The sequence below is a fragment of the Bacillus cereus group sp. BfR-BA-01453 genome (assembly GCF_022662915.1).
Lineage (GTDB): Bacteria > Bacillota > Bacilli > Bacillales > Bacillaceae_G > Bacillus_A > Bacillus_A paranthracis.
Genome location: NZ_JAKUEN010000013.1, coordinates 102110 through 118187 on the forward strand (window position 1 = coordinate 102110; position 16078 = coordinate 118187).

The following is a 16078-nucleotide window of genomic DNA, read 5'->3' on the forward strand; positions in this document are numbered from 1 at the left end:
CAGAGATATGTAGCGAGTAGGGATATAATTTATATATTCGAAGCCGTGATTTGTCTGTGTGAAAATGGATTTACTCTGGAATAAGGGATACGATAATGGATAGTATAACAGGAAGCGAAACATTGCATAAAATACAGGTTTTTGCTTCCAATAAGTTAACGCGAAATCACTTCGTGGTATGATTCTTAGGTTCTTTAAAAAAGTTGGATATAATACAAAAAACTATTCCGGTAATTAGAATAATATATTTTATCGTTTCACTTGTATGCTCAAATAAATTAACGTTAGGCATTACAAGTCCCCAAAACATTTGGAACGCTCCGTAACTGAATAAAATTTTTCCTGTACGAGAAAAATTTTTCATAGGTCCCCCCCTTCCTATATATGTAAATTATATCATAAAAAACTAAAAGCAAATAAATATAAAGTGAAATTTCTGTAAATTAACAAACTAAGTCACAGATGAAGAGAATAACGTTTCACTTTATATAAGATATAGAAAGAAGCTTACGTAAAAAACGTAAGCTTCTTTTTTATGTAAGTGTGTGTAACCGTTAAGCCGCATTGGGTTTTGTCGGTGAGTACGCGGAACTTTACGGTTACACGACACTTATTCATATGAGTAAAGGGTTATTCCAACAGAAAGTTTGCGCTTAAGCGATTGGACCGCCTAAGTTAATAATATCTTCAGAAACGCTGTCGAACTTTTTGAAGTTCGCTTTGAATTCATTTGCAAGTTCGATTGCTTTCGCTTTGTAAGCAGCTTTATCAGCCCAAGTTTGTTCAGGCATTAACACTTCGTCAGGTACACCTGGTACGTGAAGTGGAACTTCAAGACCGAAGATGTCATGTTTAGCTGTTTCAGTTTTCGCAAGTTCACCGTTTAATGCTGCTTGAATCATTGCACGAGTGTAGCCTAAGTTCATACGTTTACCAACGCCGTATTCGCCACCAGTCCAGCCAGTGTTTACTAAGAATACTTTCGCATCGTGTTTCTCGATTTTTTCACCAAGCATTTCAGCATAGCGAGATGCATCAAGTGGTAAGAATGGTGAACCGAAGCAAGTTGAGAATGTTGCTTGCGGTGATGTAACGCCGCGCTCTGTTCCTGCTAGTTTACTAGTGTAACCACTTAAGAAATGGTACATAGCTTGTTCTTTTGATAACTTGCTGATTGGAGGCAATACGCCAGATGCATCAGCAGTTAAGAAAATAATTGTATTTGGGTGTCCAGCAACACTTGGCAATACGATATTGTCGATCGCATGCATAGGGTATGCAGCACGAGTATTTTCTGTTAAAGTAGTATCGTTATAGTCTGCAATACGCGTTTGGTCATTAATGATAACGTTTTCTAAAACAGATCCAAATGTGATTGCATCGAAAATTTGTGGTTCTTTCTCATGAGAAAGGTTTACACATTTTGCGTAGCAACCGCCTTCAATATTGAATACACCGTTATCAGACCAACCATGCTCATCATCACCGATTAATTTGCGGTTTGGATCAGCAGATAATGTTGTTTTACCTGTTCCAGATAAACCGAAGAATAATGCTACGTCGCCTTCTTCACCTACGTTTGCAGAGCAATGCATAGAAAGAATATCTTGTTCAGGTAGTAAGAAGTTCATAATAGAGAAGATTGATTTTTTCATTTCTCCAGCGTATTCTGTACCACCAATTAGTACGATACGTTTTTCGAATGAAACCATAATGAATGCTTCAGAGTTTGTACCGTCAACAGCTGGATCAGCTTTGAAATTCGGTGCAGAAACAATTGTGAATTCTGATTTATGAGTCGTTAATTCTTCTTCAGTTGGACGAATGAATAATTGATGTACAAATAAATTGTGCCATGCATATTCATTAATAACTTGGATTGGTAGACGGTAATTGCGGTCCGCGCCTGCAAATCCTTTGAAGACGAATAACTCTTCTTTTTCTTTTAAGTATTCTAAAACTTTCGTATATAATTTATTAAAATGTTCTTCAGAAATCGGTTGATTCACAGCTCCCCAAGCAATTTTGTCAGCAACCGATGCTTCTTTCACAATAAATTTATCTTTAGGAGAACGTCCTGTATATTTTCCAGTTGAAGCAGAAACGGCACCAGTCGAAGTTAATTTCCCTTCATTTCGCATTAATACTTTTTCCACTAATTGCGGAACACTTAGTTGAATCTGTGCATTGCTTCCGTTCAATAATTCGTGTAAACCAATTTGGACATTCACAGTACTCATATTTATATACCATCCTTTTCATTTAATGAAATATTTCTCGTAATCCCCAACAAGAGTATAACACAATTATATAAATAATGTATACTATTTATTTCTTTTTGTTTGTGTGAATACATTATTTCCTTATTAATATTTCATTTTAGGCGCATTGAGAAAAACTTTCACGAAAATGTGAATATTAATTGACAAATGAATATCATTTCTTTAGTATAGGTTGGGACGGATACTCTCTTATCCCGAGCTGGCGGAGGGACAGGCCCGATGAAGCCCAGCAACCTCACTTGTAGTGGTAAATACAGGTGAATAGGTGCTAAAACCTGTGCGAGGCTACAGGTCTCGAACGATAAGAGCGAAGGGCAAAAAGCAGTATGCAAGTAGCAAATTAAACCTTTCCTCTATATAAAGTAGGAAAGGTTTTTCTGTATGCTTGTGTGGGAGAATAAATGTATGTCGCAATCTGTGGCAAATTAAGGATGAGTTCCGTACAATATATACAATTACTGTAGGGAGGTTTACCACATGACAAAAAAACGTCATCTGTTCACATCTGAGTCTGTAACTGAAGGACATCCAGATAAAATTTGTGACCAAATTTCTGATTCAATTTTAGATGCGATCTTATCAAAAGACGCAAATGCACGTGTAGCTTGTGAAACAACTGTAACAACTGGTTTAGTATTGGTAGCGGGGGAAATTACGACTTCTACTTACGTAGATATTCCAAAAATCGTTCGTGAAACAATTCAAGGCATTGGTTACACACGCGCAAAATACGGATTCGATGCAGAAACTTGTGCAGTTTTAACATCTATCGATGAGCAATCTGCTGACATCGCTATGGGTGTTGACCAAGCGCTAGAAGCACGCGAAGGTCAAATGACTGACGCTGAGATTGAGGCAATTGGTGCAGGAGACCAAGGTTTAATGTTTGGTTTCGCATGTAATGAAACACAAGAGTTAATGCCGCTTCCAATCTCGCTTGCTCACAAATTAGCTCGCCGTTTAACTGAAGTACGTAAAAATGATACATTATCATACCTACGTCCGGATGGAAAAACGCAAGTTACAGTTGAGTATGATGAAAATGGTAAACCAGTACGTGTTGATACTATCGTAATTTCTACACAACATCACCCAGATGTTACATGGGAAGAAATCGATCGCGACTTAAAAGAGCACGTAATTAAAGCTGTAGTACCAGCAGAATTAATCGATGGAGAAACGAAATTCTTCATTAACCCAACTGGCCGCTTCGTAATTGGTGGACCACAAGGTGATGCTGGTTTAACAGGACGTAAAATCATCGTTGATACTTACGGTGGATACGCTCGCCACGGTGGCGGTGCATTCTCTGGTAAAGATGCAACGAAAGTTGACCGTTCTGCAGCATATGCAGCTCGTTATGTTGCGAAAAACATCGTAGCAGCTGGTCTTGCTGAAAAAGCAGAAGTACAACTTGCATACGCAATCGGTGTAGCACAACCAGTATCAATTTCAGTTGATACATTCGGCACTGGTAAAGTATCTGAAGACGTATTAGTAGAACTAGTTCGTAACAACTTCGATCTTCGCCCAGCTGGTATTATTAAAATGCTAGACTTACGTCGCCCAATTTACAAACAAACAGCAGCTTACGGCCACTTCGGACGTACTGATGTAGATCTAACATGGGAACGTACAGACAAAGCTGCAGCTTTAAAAGAGCAAGCTGGTCTATAATATATGAAAAAAAGCTTTGCGCCGTGAGCGCAAAGCTTTTTTTATTTATAATTACGTTGGAATAAAGCGAAGAGTTCAATGTCATGCCAAGTGCCGTTGCGGAATATAGCTTCTTTACAAGTTCCTTCATGTTGAAAACCGAGTGATTTATATAATTTAATTGCTCTCTCGTTGAAAGAAAATACTCGTAAAGAAAGGCGATGTAAATTTAATTCTAAAAATGCATAATTCAATAATAAAGTGAAAGCTTCCTTCCCATAACCTTGCCCCCAGTAATCCTTTTTACCAATATCAATAATGCATTCAGCGTTTCGATTATACGAATCAATATGAATTAAAGAAGTAATACCAATTGGAAGGTTCGTAGCTTTTTCTTCAATGATATAGCTTTTAGAGTTTGAAGAATGAATAAATTGCTGGCAAAGTTTTTCTGTATCTTGTAAGGAATATTTATCAAGGTTAAGGGTAGTTGAACTCATAACGTCTATATCATTATGCCATTTATAATACGTTAGAATATCATCTTCGGAAAACTTTCGTAACTGGATACGGTTTGATTCAAACAATATAAGCCCACCTTTTGTATTTACTAGTTTTTGTTCATTATTTCAATACACGAGCTACAATAAATGTGTCCTTCTAGTGCAATATACTTTCTTATATTAGTCATACCACTTGCCGGAAATGGCATATGAATCCATGCTTTTTCATACGTTTGTATTTCTTTCCCGCATGATTTACAAAAGATTTTTTTTCTGGAACATATGTAATCAATCTTTCATTTGACATGCTTTACCCGCGCAAAATGCACTGCTTAGTAAAAAAAGCGTTGCGAATATAATACTTACTAATGTAGCGTATGGAATTGCGCCTTTTAGAGAAAAACCGACAGTGATGGAAGCGATAAATAAGAGGATGAATGTTGTTGTTAATTTTTTGTATAGTTCCATAATAGGTAGACCTCCTTATTTAGAGATAGAACGTTTAAAAATAAAATCAACTATATAGGCAAGTACGAGAGGAATTAATGTGCTAGTCAAATAGTAACGAATACCACCATCAGGCATAAGCACATATAATTTTAAAAAGTTAATATTAAATCCGTAAGCGATGCATTGGAAAAAAGATAATATAACTAGGAATGGTATAATGGGTACGTATCGTTTCATAGTTTGAATCATGTAAAGCTCCTTTATATGGATAAATATACTTTTATTGTATCATATTGGATTCTTTAGTTTATACATAATTTTATAAAGCTAAATGAGAGGAAAGATGAAAAAATGAGCGTAACCGAACATAAAAAACAAGCGCCAAAAGAAGTGCGCTGCAAGATTATAACGATTTCTGATACACGTACAGAAGAGACGGATAAGAGCGGACAACTATTACATACATTGTTAAAAGAAGCAGGCCATACAGTGACATCTTATGAAATTGTAAAAGATGATAAAGAAAGTATTCAGCAAGCAGTTTTAGATGGTTATCATAGAGAAGATGTAGATGTTGTATTAACAAATGGCGGTACTGGCATTACGAAACGCGATGTGACGATTGAGGCAGTGTCAGTGTTATTAGATAAAGAAATTGTCGGGTTTGGTGAGTTGTTCCGCATGATTAGTTATTTAGAAGATATCGGAAGCAGCGCAATGTTAAGTAGAGCGATAGGTGGCACAATTGGGCGCAAAGTTGTCTTTTCCATGCCAGGGTCTAGCGGAGCAGTTCGTCTTGCGATGAATAAATTGATTTTACCGGAATTAGGTCATATTACATTTGAGCTACATCGACAATGAGTAAGTGGGCTGGAATTGTATTAGCAGGTGGTATGTCGAGTAGATTTGGTGAGCCGAAAGCGTTAGCGAGTTGGCAAGGTAGTACGTTTATTGAACATATTGTGAAAGTGATGACAAATGCGCTTCAAGAAGTTGTAGTCATTAGTCATTCGGATCTAAAAGAGCGAGTAGAGCAACTTGTACAAGTTGCTGTTATTGAAGATATTCCGCATTATAAAGGAAATGGCCCACTTGCTGGAATTGTATCAGGAATGGAATATATAGAAGCAGATTGGTACGCTATTATGCCATGTGATGCGCCAAATGTTTCGCATGAGTGGTTTACCATTTTATTAGAGAAAACAAGCAATGAATATGATGCGATTGTACCTATTATTAATGGAAGAAAACAACCGTTACTTGCAGCGTACCATAACCGCGTGAAAGAAAGAATTTATACTTTGCTTCAAGAAGAAAAAAGAAGTATGGGTCAGCTTTTATCACAATGTAATGTGAAATATATTGCTGGTGAAGATGTACAAGCGCATGCAGATTGGTTTATAAATGTGAATACGAAAGAAGAATATGTGCAGGCTCAAAAAGACCTTTCAAATGAATGAAAGGTCTTTTTTGTATACAGAAATTGGGGAACAATTACTGTATAAAGGTATGTGAGTAAGTTGATTTTAAGGGGAATTCTTAAAATCACTATACAGTTAAAATACTGTATAACCATATATTAATTTTTATGGGTTTTTATTACAAGTCTGTTTAGTTATGTATCTTTTTGTTATAATGAATATAGAAATAAAGTGATACTTCACCTTATGTATCATTTAGTAAACTAAAATTTATAACTGTGTAATAAACTCCCTTCGTTTTTGGAGGCCACTGAAAAAGTGGTTGCTTTGAAAAAATAACACATATTTCATCAATATGTTGAAATTAAAAAGGATCCCGTCATCTGTATATAGTAGGTGATGGGATCCTTTTTCTTATGAAGTGGAGTTTTTCAGTGCCCTCCGTTTTTGAAGGGAGTTTTTCTGTTTAAGCGAGTAATTCTGATGCGGTGTTCTGAAGGACTTCTTCATATTGGTCAAGTAACCCACGAAAAATCTCATCCCAGCTTTTTGTTTTCGCATAAGATGCAGCCGCTATGCCCAGTTGCGTAAGTTGCTCTTCATTTTGCAGTAAAGAATAAATGGATGATAGAAATGCGTCCTCGTTTTTGGGTGGACAAAGAACTCCCGTTTTTCCATCAGTAATAATATTTTTAACTCCGCCACTATTTGCACCGATGACAGGTGTGCCGCATGCAAGTGATTCGAGTACGACATTTCCGAACGTTTCAGTAGCGGATGGAAATACCATGATATTAGAACAAGCATATGCTTCAGCTAAATCCTTACCTTGTAAATAGCCAGTAAAAGTGACATTTGTTTTCGGAACAGCTTCACGCAAATTTGTTGCTAGCGGACCGTCTCCTGCGATGAGCCAATGAATGTCGTTTCGAGTATGCGTCGTTTTTACGATAATGTGTTGCAACGTATCAATGTCCTTTTCAGGAGCAATCCGTCCAACGTAGGAAAGGACATACTTCGCTGTAATATTATATTTTTTTCGGAATAGGTCTGTATTGTAAGATGGATGAAAGAGTGTGCAATCTACACCACGCCCCCATATGGAGAGGGCTTGAAAGCCTTTATTTTTTAGTTGGTGTAACGTCTCAAAGGAAGGAACGAAATTTTTTTGCATATGACTATGAAACCATTTTAAATAGTTCCAAAGCATATTGGAGAGAAATTCGATTTTGTAATAGCGTAAATAAGCATCGAAATCAGTATGATAAGAACCGACAACTGGGATGTTTAACTTTTTTGCATAATACAATCCACAAAGTCCCATGTTGAAAGGTGTGGCAATGTGAATCATGTCAGGTTTAAAGGAAAGAAGTTCTCGTCTAATGCGCGGAGTAGGAAAAGAAAAGCGACATTCTGGATATAATATTGTTAACGGGATACTTCTCATCTTGTTTACATTCGCTACGAAATTATCTTCAGCTGTATGCTGAGGGGCGAAAACAGAATAGGCGATTTTTTCTTTCTGAAAATATCGTGTTAACCGCTCTAACGTTTTCGCAACCCCGTTCACTTGTGGCGTAAAAGTATCGGTAAAAATGGCGACTCTCATCATATCACTCCTTTATCCGACATTAACGGGCAGTAAAACTCCCACCTCAAAATTCGGCTGGTGCAAAGAAGCTAGGTGGGAGATCAACTGCCCGTAAACGTCCGATTGGTTCAACTAATAATCAGTGGGGGATGAACAAAACCCCCACTGATTATAGGTTCACTTTATGTGAAAAGTGGGATGAATTGATAAAAAGAGATGATGCCAGAGCAAGTGCCTAGGCACATACCGACGAATACATCAGACGGATAGTGAAGCCCTAAATAAATGCGCGAAATACCGACGCATAATGCTAACGGTAATAGGAAAATAAGTAAGTTTGGATTATAGCAAATAAATGGAATAAAGACAGAGAAAACGGCTGTTGTATGACCAGACGGGAAAGAGTGGTCTTGTAATGGATGGACTGGATATTTTGCATCCTGAATTGTTAAATAAGGACGTTTTCGTGGATACCATCTTTTTAATATTTGCACAGGAATATGGCTAATTGCTAGCGAAATAGCAGTTGCAATTGCAGCTTGATGCAAAGTTCCACTTGCGAAAATTAAAAAGAACAGTGTGAGTGCGATAGAGAAAGTCGCGCCACCGATATGAGTAATATTGCTGAAAAAGATATTTAACGTTTTTTGATCAAAGTAGCGGTTAATTCCTCTGAAAATGTAACATTCTATTTTATATAATCCACTGACCTTCATGAAAATTTTCCTCCCTCATCTACATATATATGGAGATATTAGCTTTTATTTTAATAAGATTTTGTTGAGGGAGTAATAATGTTTTGTAAAGAAAAAGTTAGATTTTATATAAAAAGCTGCCAGTATTATGGCAGCAGTAAAATCATTTTTGTAGTGATTTATAATATTGACCTTTTTCAACGTATTGCGTGCGAATTCGCTCCATGTCTTTACGGTCTTCCTCTGTTAATTCACGAACGACTTTTGCTGGACGACCGAAAGCTAACGTGTTCGGCGGGATTTTCTTTCCTTGTGAAACGAGGCTGCCAGCACCGATAAAGGCTCCTTCGCCAATTTCAGCACCATCTAATATAATAGATCCCATTCCAATTAAAGCATCTTTTTTAATATGACAGCTATGTAAAATAACTTGATGCCCAACTGTAACGTCATCTTCTAAAATAAGAGGATATTGCGGGCTTTGATGAAGTGTACATTGATCTTGTACATTTACCCGGTCTCCGATGATTGTTGGTGAAACATCGCCGCGTATGACTGTATTAAACCAAATACTTGATTCTTCGCCAACGGAAACATCACCTGTAATGGTAACGTAGTCAGCGATAAAAGCACTACTCGCAATTTTCGGATTTTTTTCTTTGTAAGGATATATCATGTAAAGCCTTCCTTTCCTAGAGACTAGTTTCAGTGTACCAAATTATGAAAAAGAGTGAAATGGAGGAGAGCCGTATGTGGAATTATGAAGCTGAAGAAGCAAAGGCTGTAATCGTTATCGTGCACGGCGCAATGGAATATCACGGACGCTATGAAGCCGTTGCGGAAATGTGGAATCATATCGGCTACCATGTCGTGATGGGGGACCTTCCGTCACATGGAACGACTTCAAGAAATAGAGGACATATTGATTCGTTTGATGAATACATAGAGGAAGTTAAATTATGGGTAAAAGAAGCAAGGAAGTATAGATTACCTATCTTTTTATTTGGTCATAGTATGGGTGGTCTTATCGTTATTCGTATGATGCAAGAAACGAAGAGAGAAGATGTAGACGGCATTATTTTAAGTTCGCCATGTTTAGGCGCATTAGCTGGACCTTCAGCACCGCTGCAAGCTGCCTCAAAAATATTAAATATTATCGCTCCGAAGTTACAATTTGCAACGAATCTTACAGTGGAAATGTCAACGCGTAATCATGAAGTGAGAGATGCGATGGAGAACGATTCATTGTTCTTGCGCAAAGTATCAGTACGTTGGTATAGTGAATTGATTAAGTCTATTGAAATCGCTCATAAAAAAATAGATGATTTTCCAGATGTTCCGCTATTGCTAATGCAAGCATGTGAGGATAAACTTGTAGATAAAACACGTGTCCGCACTTGGTTTAATAATGTTAAAATAAGTGATAAGGCTTTTAAAGAATGGCCGAATTGTTATCATGAGTTATTAAATGAGTATGAGCGTGATGAAATTTTGAATTATATTCAGTCATTTACTGAAATACGCATCAATAACATAATAGAAACAAATAAGTAAATTATTTGTACATTGAATAGAGGAGATGAAGGAAGAAGTGAACGTACCGAGTAATCCCATAACGCTCATGGCGAAAGTATACCGTGATGTGTTTCCGGTTGTACACCATGAGCTAGCGATGTGGAAAGAGCGTGCCTACCATATTCCGAATGATGAGCTTCATAGTCAGGCAATCGCAAGTATTGAGCATAAAACGTTTCATTGCGAAGGCGGTGGCATTTTAGCACTATTAGCAAATGAACACCGTGAGGAATGTATTCGTTTTATCGTCGCATATCAAACGATTAGTGACTACTTAGATAATTTATGTGATCGCAGTACATCACTTGATCCGAATGATTTTGCCGCGTTGCATGAATCTATGTTAATGGCATTATCACCTGAAGTAGAAGGTGGCGGTAATTATTATCGTTATCGTGACGATCAAGATGATGGTGGTTATTTAGATGAACTTGTTGAAACATGCCAAGATGTTTTAAAGAAAACGAAGCACTATGAAAAAATTGCTCCTATTCTTCATGAACTTGCTTGTTATTATTGTGATTTGCAAATTCATAAACATGTGAAATTAGAAGAAAGAGAACCACGCTTACAAACATGGTTTGAAGCACATAAAGAAAACTTACCTGAGATGAGTTGGTTTGAGTTTTCAGCATGTGCCGGTTCTACACTTGGAATCTTCTGTCTTGTCGCATATGCCTTTCATGATGAATTACATGATGAAGATATTGCGAAAATTAGACAAGGATATTTTCCTTACGTACAAGGACTTCATATTTTACTTGATTATTTCATTGATCAGGAAGAAGACCGTATAGGTGGAGATTTAAATTTCTGTAGTTATTACGAAAACGAGCAAGTGATATTAGATCGTATGAAACATTTTGTAGAAGAAGCAGAGAAGAGCATTGGTGACTTGCCTCATGCGAAGTTTCATCGCCTTATAAGCCGAGGATTACTTGGTATTTATTTATCAGATCAAAAAGTATCAGCACAAAAGAATATGCACAAAATGGCACGGCGCATTGTAAAATACGGGGGCCTCACTTCACGATTCTTCTATTGGAACGGGAAGATGTACCGAAAGAAAACAGCGCAGTGATGAAGAAAACCACTCATGTAGAGTGGTTTTTTGTTATAATATGGTAAAGGTGGTGTCGGAAATGAAGCGATTGTTTCAAAAGCTATATGACCATATTGAAGTAACGTTACTCGTGCTACTTACCATTTCATTTGTAACTGGAATGTATATGATGATGAATAAAGCCGGCGGTCCTACAACAATGGATTATGTAGCTCAAGTTATCATAGCATTGATTATTATAGTAGATATTGTCTTTTTAATAAGTAGTAGAAAAAAAGAAAATAGTAAATAAAAAGCATTTGTACATGGGAGTACAAATGCTTTTTCATTATGATCGTATTTTGGAAAATACATATATAAGAAGTTCAATCGCAAAAATAACTAAAACAGATAGTCCGAATAAAGGCATGACAGCGCCTAGTATAACCATCATGATAAAGAAAACGATTATGCTTTTCTTATCTCTTTGCTTTGGCGGTGCTGCTAATTTTCCTTTCGGCTTTCTTGCTAACCACATTTTTACTCCGTAATAAATAAGAAGTAATAAAGATAATGTCGTTAGTAAGCATAATATTTTATTTGGCCATCCGAATAAATGACCTTCATGAAGCGGGATACCGTAAGTGAACCATTGTGCAAGTAATCCATAATCACGATAGTCCGTTTTGGAAATGAGCTCTCCGCTATATTGATCAAAATAAGCTGTTATTTCTTCATTTGGTGCGACGTGCATACCTGTAATACCAGAACCGCTTGATTTCGAAACAGTGAATACACCTTTTGGATCGGCTGGTAGTGAAATAACATACGGTTTCTTTATTTCAATCCCTTTTTGTAATTCATCGACAGAAATTGCTTTCGGCTCATTGGAATTCGATTCAGGAGGTGCTTCTTTTCTAGTTGCCCACGGCAATTCTTTTACCTTCGATTCAGGCGGTGCCATATACAATTTCGGATATCCGAGTGATTCATTTGACGATGCAATTTTATAAATTTGGTTACCCATAAATCCTGACCAAGGCAATCCAGATGCAACTAACAAAACGAGAGGAATTGTAAATATAATACCGATAATAGAATGACGTCGTTTTGCTTTTTCTCGCTTATTGGATGGCGGTGTGTTTTTGAATTGGCGTATACTCATGTACAACCCAGTTACAATTAAGAAGATTGTCCAACATGCCGCAAGTTCTACAGTATAGTTAACGACAGTGCCACCAACTAAAAGAGAACTATGTAATTCCCGCATGATATTGGCAAACGTTTCACTTGCGTTTTGATCCCCAACAATTTGATTATTATTATCTAAATACACATATTTTTGTTGCCCAGTATACTCATTTGCAATCGTAAGTCTCGTATTATAATCCCCATCAAACTCACTAATTTTCGCCACGCTATAATGTGGATATTTCTTCTCTGTTAAGGAAATAGAATCAGCCATCGAAATAGATTCTGTTTGAGCACTCTTCCCAAAATATAAATCTTTATAGATAAAATCCTCAACCTCTTCCCGAAATAAATACCCAATTCCGCTCAGTGACAACGTAATAAGAAGCGGCGTAATAAAAAGCCCAGCATAAAAATGCCAACGCCAAAAAATGTAATGAAGCGAACGATTTACTTTCATACTTTCAGTTCCCCTAACCTTCCCTATATGAATAACTACTTATTTAATATAGCGAGATTAAGTGTGGATACTTTGAAAGAATTGTGAAGAAAGTTAAAAGTTTTTAGGGATTTTATTGACGAGACATATAATAAGTAATGTTTGCTTTCAGACGACCGTAATAACTGCTTTTTTTGTTCTATTTATTAAATCTATTATGTATTTTATATTTTTTAGAGGGGAAAATAAATTAAGTGAAACCAATAAATAAAAATACATTCTCTAGATTATAGCGGAATCCGTTACGGATATTGAAAAAAAGAGTAGATTTAGGAAAGGAAAAAATAATGAAACTAGGTTTAGCCTTAGGCGGTGGCGCTGTACGGGGGTTAGCACATATTGGTGTATTAAAAGTATTAAAAAAGCATAACATTCCAATTGATTTTATTGCAGGAACAAGTATGGGAGGAGCCATTGGTGGATTAATTGCTGCTGGCATTGATGTCGAAGAAATTGAAGATTTTGTCCTTACTACTACACCATCGTATCGCATGGTTGATTTTGGGATTGGAAAAAGGGGACTCGTGGCAGGAAATAAATTATATGGAATGTTACTTCAATTTTTAGAGCAAAAGGGATTAGCTAATATTCAAATTGAGCAACTGCCTATTCCATTTCGTGTAGTTTCCGTAGATTTAAAAAAGGGAAAAGCTTTCATTTTTGAACAAGGAAATTTAAGTTTAGCTATTCGAGCAACGACATCCGTTCCTGGACTTTTTATACCTGTAAAGCACGAAGAGAAAGTATTAGTGGACGGAGGGATACTTAATAATTTGCCAACGGATATCCCGCGAAAAGCAGGAGTAGAAATTGTACTTGCTGTAGATGTGGAGAGGGAGCATGAGGAAAGAGAGCCAAGAAGTATAATTGATGTATTAAATCGCTCCTTATCTCTTATGATGGTTGAAATGAGAAGGAAAAACCTTCAGTTTGCAGATGTAATTCTTCGTCCAAGAGTAGGGCAATTTCAAGCATTTGATATTACAAAGATTAAAGAGTGTATAGAAGCTGGAGAACAAGAGGCTGAACGAAAAATCATGGAAGTAGTTTCATTACTGAATAAGTAAAATCGAAATAGATGATGAGGAGTTGGCTTTAATGACAAATATAATAAAAAAAGGATTGGCATTAGGGTTAGGAATGATAGTTACTACACAGGAACAAGCTAAAAAAATAGCGGATGAATTGGTGAAACGAGGAGAACTAAGTCAAGAGGAATCTAAAGAGTTTGTTAAAGAGATGTACGAAAAAGGAAAAGAAACCAAATTAGAGCTGGAACAGCTAATCAATACAAAAACAAAAGAAGTATTAGGGGAATTAAATCTAGCAACTAAAGAAGATATTCAACGATTAGAACAGCGTATTGCAAACATAGAGAATCAGAAAAATAAATTGGAGTAAGTGTGTTATGAGGAGGATGTATGATTCTTGAAAATAAGAATACGACACATTCAACGTTATCGTGATATTGCCATGGCCTTTTCTCGTAATGGATTTGGGTTGATTGTTAAGGAATTGGGACTTCAAGATTTACTTTCATTTCCTAAACGTTTTAATAAGGTAGAACAACAAGAAATTCATTTAAAAACAAAAGCTGAGCGAATTCGATCGTTCTTGGAGGAATTGGGTCCCACCTTTATAAAAATAGGACAAATTGCTAGCACTCGACCGGATTTAATTCCGGCTGATATCATTCATGAGTTAGAGCAACTTCAAGATAAAGTATCTCCTTTTTCTTACCAGGAAGTAAAACAGATTATTGAAGAGGAATTAGATTGTGCGATAGAAGATATATTTGAAGAATTTCAAGAAAATCCTTTAGCTGCAGCTTCTATCGGACAAGTCCATTATGGGCTATTGAAATCTGGTGAACGAGTAGCAATTAAAATTCAACGTCCTAATATTGAAAAAATCATTGAAACCGATTTAGAAATTTTACAGCATTTAGCGGAACTAGCTGAAATTCGATTAGAGTGGGCTGCTAGATATCAGCTACGTGATATAATTGAAGAACTCTCTAAATCCCTTCGAGCTGAATTAAACTACACAATAGAGGGGCAAAATGCAGAAAAGGTAGCTCACCAATTTAAGTATAATCCTAATATTTGTGTTCCGAAAGTATATTGGGATTATACAACTTCAAAAGTACTGACTATGGAATACATAGAAGGAATAAAATTAAATGAATTAAAAAAAATGGATAACCAAGGACTAAATCGCAAGGTACTAGCTGAACGGGTAGTTCAATCTATCCTTCACCAAATTTTAATTGAAGGCTTTTTTCATGGTGATCCCCACCCTGGTAATATCATTTTTTTACCGGGTGAAGTTATTGTTTTTATGGATTTTGGTATGGTTGGAAGTCTTAGCCCTGAATTAAAACAGCATTTAGCGTCGTTAGTTATTTCTATGATGCGCCAAAATACAAGAGGGGTTATTAAAGCAATTACACAGATGGGTTTGGTACCTGATGATGTAAATATGAAACAACTGACAGCGGATGTGGAGTATCTAAAGCAAAACTATTATGATATCCCTTTAAGCCAACTTAGTCTAGGTAAAGCTGTTCAGGAACTGTTTAATATTGCATATAAACATCATATTCAAATTCCGTCGGATATAACTTTATTAGGAAAAACTCTTCTTACTATTGAGGGGCTGGTGGAAAAGTTAGATCCCGAACTTAGTATCCTTAAAGTAGCTGAACCTTTTGGTCGTCAATTATTAAAGGAACGTTATCATCCAAGGAAAGTTACAGAGGATGTACTAGACTATGTAATAGAAAATGGAGAAATTTTGTTTCAACTACCAAAACAACTCAAAGAATTAACTGCCGCTATGCAAAAGGGGAATATGCGTATAGCCATAACAATCCCAGAATTGAACCTGTTTTTAACTAAATTAGATCGTATCAGTAATCGGCTTTCATTTAGTATTGTATTACTTTCTTTTAGCATCATTATGGTTGGGCTTATTATTGGTTCGTCATTGAGTAGGAAATCCACACTTCTTTGGAACCTACCAGCCATTGAAATTGGATTTGGAGTAGCAATCTTGATGTTTCTTTGGTTGTTATATTCTATATTTAAATCAGGGAAGTTCTAAATTTGTATTAACTTGTATAATCGTTAAAAGATATGAACCTGTTTAATTGGGAATTTACTCTATATCTA

At 36.4% G+C, this 16078-nt stretch carries 18 protein-coding genes and 1 riboswitch; of the genes, 9 read left to right on the top strand and 9 right to left on the bottom strand.

The window, feature by feature from the left end; genetic code table 11:
* Positions 1-166: 166 nt before the first annotated feature.
* Both MR070_RS21470 and pckA read right to left on the bottom strand, forming a co-directional pair.
* Positions 167-364: a hypothetical protein gene (locus tag MR070_RS21470; protein ID WP_242261974.1), complete on the bottom strand. Its 198-nt coding sequence runs from the start codon at positions 362-364 to the stop codon at positions 167-169.
* Between the two features lie 289 nt (positions 365-653).
* A complete protein-coding gene (gene pckA, locus MR070_RS21475; protein WP_242261975.1) occupies positions 654-2240 on the bottom strand; it encodes a phosphoenolpyruvate carboxykinase (ATP) in 1587 nt (528 codons plus the stop codon).
* A 228-nt stretch (positions 2241-2468) separates the two neighbouring features.
* Positions 2469-2590, top strand: a riboswitch (SAM riboswitch).
* Between the two features lie 169 nt (positions 2591-2759).
* On the opposite strand from pckA, the gene metK reads away from it, so the two are divergent.
* Positions 2760-3959, top strand: coding sequence for a methionine adenosyltransferase (gene metK, locus MR070_RS21480; RefSeq protein WP_000163127.1), 1200 nt, complete (start codon positions 2760-2762; stop codon positions 3957-3959).
* 41 nt (positions 3960-4000) lie between these two features.
* Here metK and MR070_RS21485 read toward each other — a convergent pair whose 3' ends face one another.
* From MR070_RS21485 to MR070_RS21495, 3 genes are all read right to left on the bottom strand, one after another.
* On the bottom strand, positions 4001-4525 hold the full coding sequence (locus MR070_RS21485; RefSeq protein WP_242261976.1) for a GNAT family N-acetyltransferase: 525 nt from the start codon (positions 4523-4525) through the stop codon (positions 4001-4003).
* Between the two features lie 204 nt (positions 4526-4729).
* Positions 4730-4909 (bottom strand): hypothetical protein, encoded by a 180-nt coding sequence (locus tag MR070_RS21490; protein WP_242261977.1) that lies wholly within the window; start codon positions 4907-4909, stop codon positions 4730-4732.
* A 15-nt stretch (positions 4910-4924) separates the two neighbouring features.
* Positions 4925-5140 (bottom strand): hypothetical protein, encoded by a 216-nt coding sequence (locus MR070_RS21495; RefSeq protein ID WP_242261978.1) that lies wholly within the window; start codon positions 5138-5140, stop codon positions 4925-4927.
* 102 nt (positions 5141-5242) lie between these two features.
* Here MR070_RS21495 and MR070_RS21500 point away from each other — a divergent pair, with 102 nt between their 5' ends.
* Positions 5243-5752, top strand: coding sequence for a MogA/MoaB family molybdenum cofactor biosynthesis protein (locus MR070_RS21500; protein ID WP_242261979.1), 510 nt, complete (start codon positions 5243-5245; stop codon positions 5750-5752).
* Positions 5749-6351: a molybdenum cofactor guanylyltransferase gene (locus tag MR070_RS21505; protein ID WP_242261980.1), complete on the top strand. Its 603-nt coding sequence runs from the start codon at positions 5749-5751 to the stop codon at positions 6349-6351. Before MR070_RS21500 ends, MR070_RS21505 begins: the two co-directional genes overlap by 4 nt.
* Before the next feature lie 427 nt (positions 6352-6778).
* Here the strand turns inward: MR070_RS21505 and MR070_RS21510 are convergent, their stop codons facing one another.
* The 3 genes from MR070_RS21510 to MR070_RS21520 form a co-directional block, all read right to left on the bottom strand.
* Positions 6779-7921, bottom strand: a complete 1143-nt coding sequence (locus MR070_RS21510; RefSeq protein WP_242261981.1) for a glycosyltransferase family 4 protein — start codon at positions 7919-7921, stop codon at positions 6779-6781.
* Between the two features lie 164 nt (positions 7922-8085).
* Positions 8086-8619 (bottom strand): phosphatase PAP2 family protein, encoded by a 534-nt coding sequence (locus MR070_RS21515; protein WP_000868593.1) that lies wholly within the window; start codon positions 8617-8619, stop codon positions 8086-8088.
* 142 nt (positions 8620-8761) lie between these two features.
* Positions 8762-9274 (bottom strand): gamma carbonic anhydrase, encoded by a 513-nt coding sequence (locus MR070_RS21520; RefSeq protein WP_000640209.1) that lies wholly within the window; start codon positions 9272-9274, stop codon positions 8762-8764.
* Between the two features lie 74 nt (positions 9275-9348).
* On the opposite strand from MR070_RS21520, the gene MR070_RS21525 reads away from it, so the two are divergent.
* From MR070_RS21525 to MR070_RS21535, 3 genes are read left to right on the top strand one after another with little or no spacing between them, the layout of a single operon-like run.
* Positions 9349-10152: an alpha/beta hydrolase gene (locus tag MR070_RS21525; protein WP_075396137.1), complete on the top strand. Its 804-nt coding sequence runs from the start codon at positions 9349-9351 to the stop codon at positions 10150-10152.
* 37 nt (positions 10153-10189) lie between these two features.
* Positions 10190-11254, top strand: a complete 1065-nt coding sequence (locus MR070_RS21530) for a tetraprenyl-beta-curcumene synthase family protein (protein WP_001102470.1) — start codon at positions 10190-10192, stop codon at positions 11252-11254.
* A gap of 40 nt (positions 11255-11294) precedes the next feature.
* Positions 11295-11528, top strand: coding sequence for a hypothetical protein (locus MR070_RS21535; RefSeq protein ID WP_242261982.1), 234 nt, complete (start codon positions 11295-11297; stop codon positions 11526-11528).
* 36 nt (positions 11529-11564) lie between these two features.
* Here MR070_RS21535 and MR070_RS21540 read toward each other — a convergent pair whose 3' ends face one another.
* A complete protein-coding gene (locus MR070_RS21540; protein ID WP_242261983.1) occupies positions 11565-12866 on the bottom strand; it encodes a PepSY-associated TM helix domain-containing protein in 1302 nt (433 codons plus the stop codon).
* A gap of 326 nt (positions 12867-13192) precedes the next feature.
* Here MR070_RS21540 and MR070_RS21545 point away from each other — a divergent pair, with 326 nt between their 5' ends.
* The 3 genes from MR070_RS21545 (at position 13193) to MR070_RS21555 (ending at position 16010) form a co-directional block, all read left to right on the top strand.
* A complete protein-coding gene (locus MR070_RS21545) occupies positions 13193-13972 on the top strand; it encodes a patatin-like phospholipase family protein (RefSeq protein WP_242261984.1) in 780 nt (259 codons plus the stop codon).
* A 31-nt stretch (positions 13973-14003) separates the two neighbouring features.
* Positions 14004-14306 (top strand): phasin family protein, encoded by a 303-nt coding sequence (locus MR070_RS21550; protein ID WP_242261985.1) that lies wholly within the window; start codon positions 14004-14006, stop codon positions 14304-14306.
* Positions 14307-14378: 72 nt separating this feature from the next.
* A complete protein-coding gene (locus tag MR070_RS21555) occupies positions 14379-16010 on the top strand; it encodes an ABC1 kinase family protein (RefSeq protein ID WP_242261992.1) in 1632 nt (543 codons plus the stop codon).
* The last annotated feature ends 68 nt before the right edge of the window (positions 16011-16078 follow it).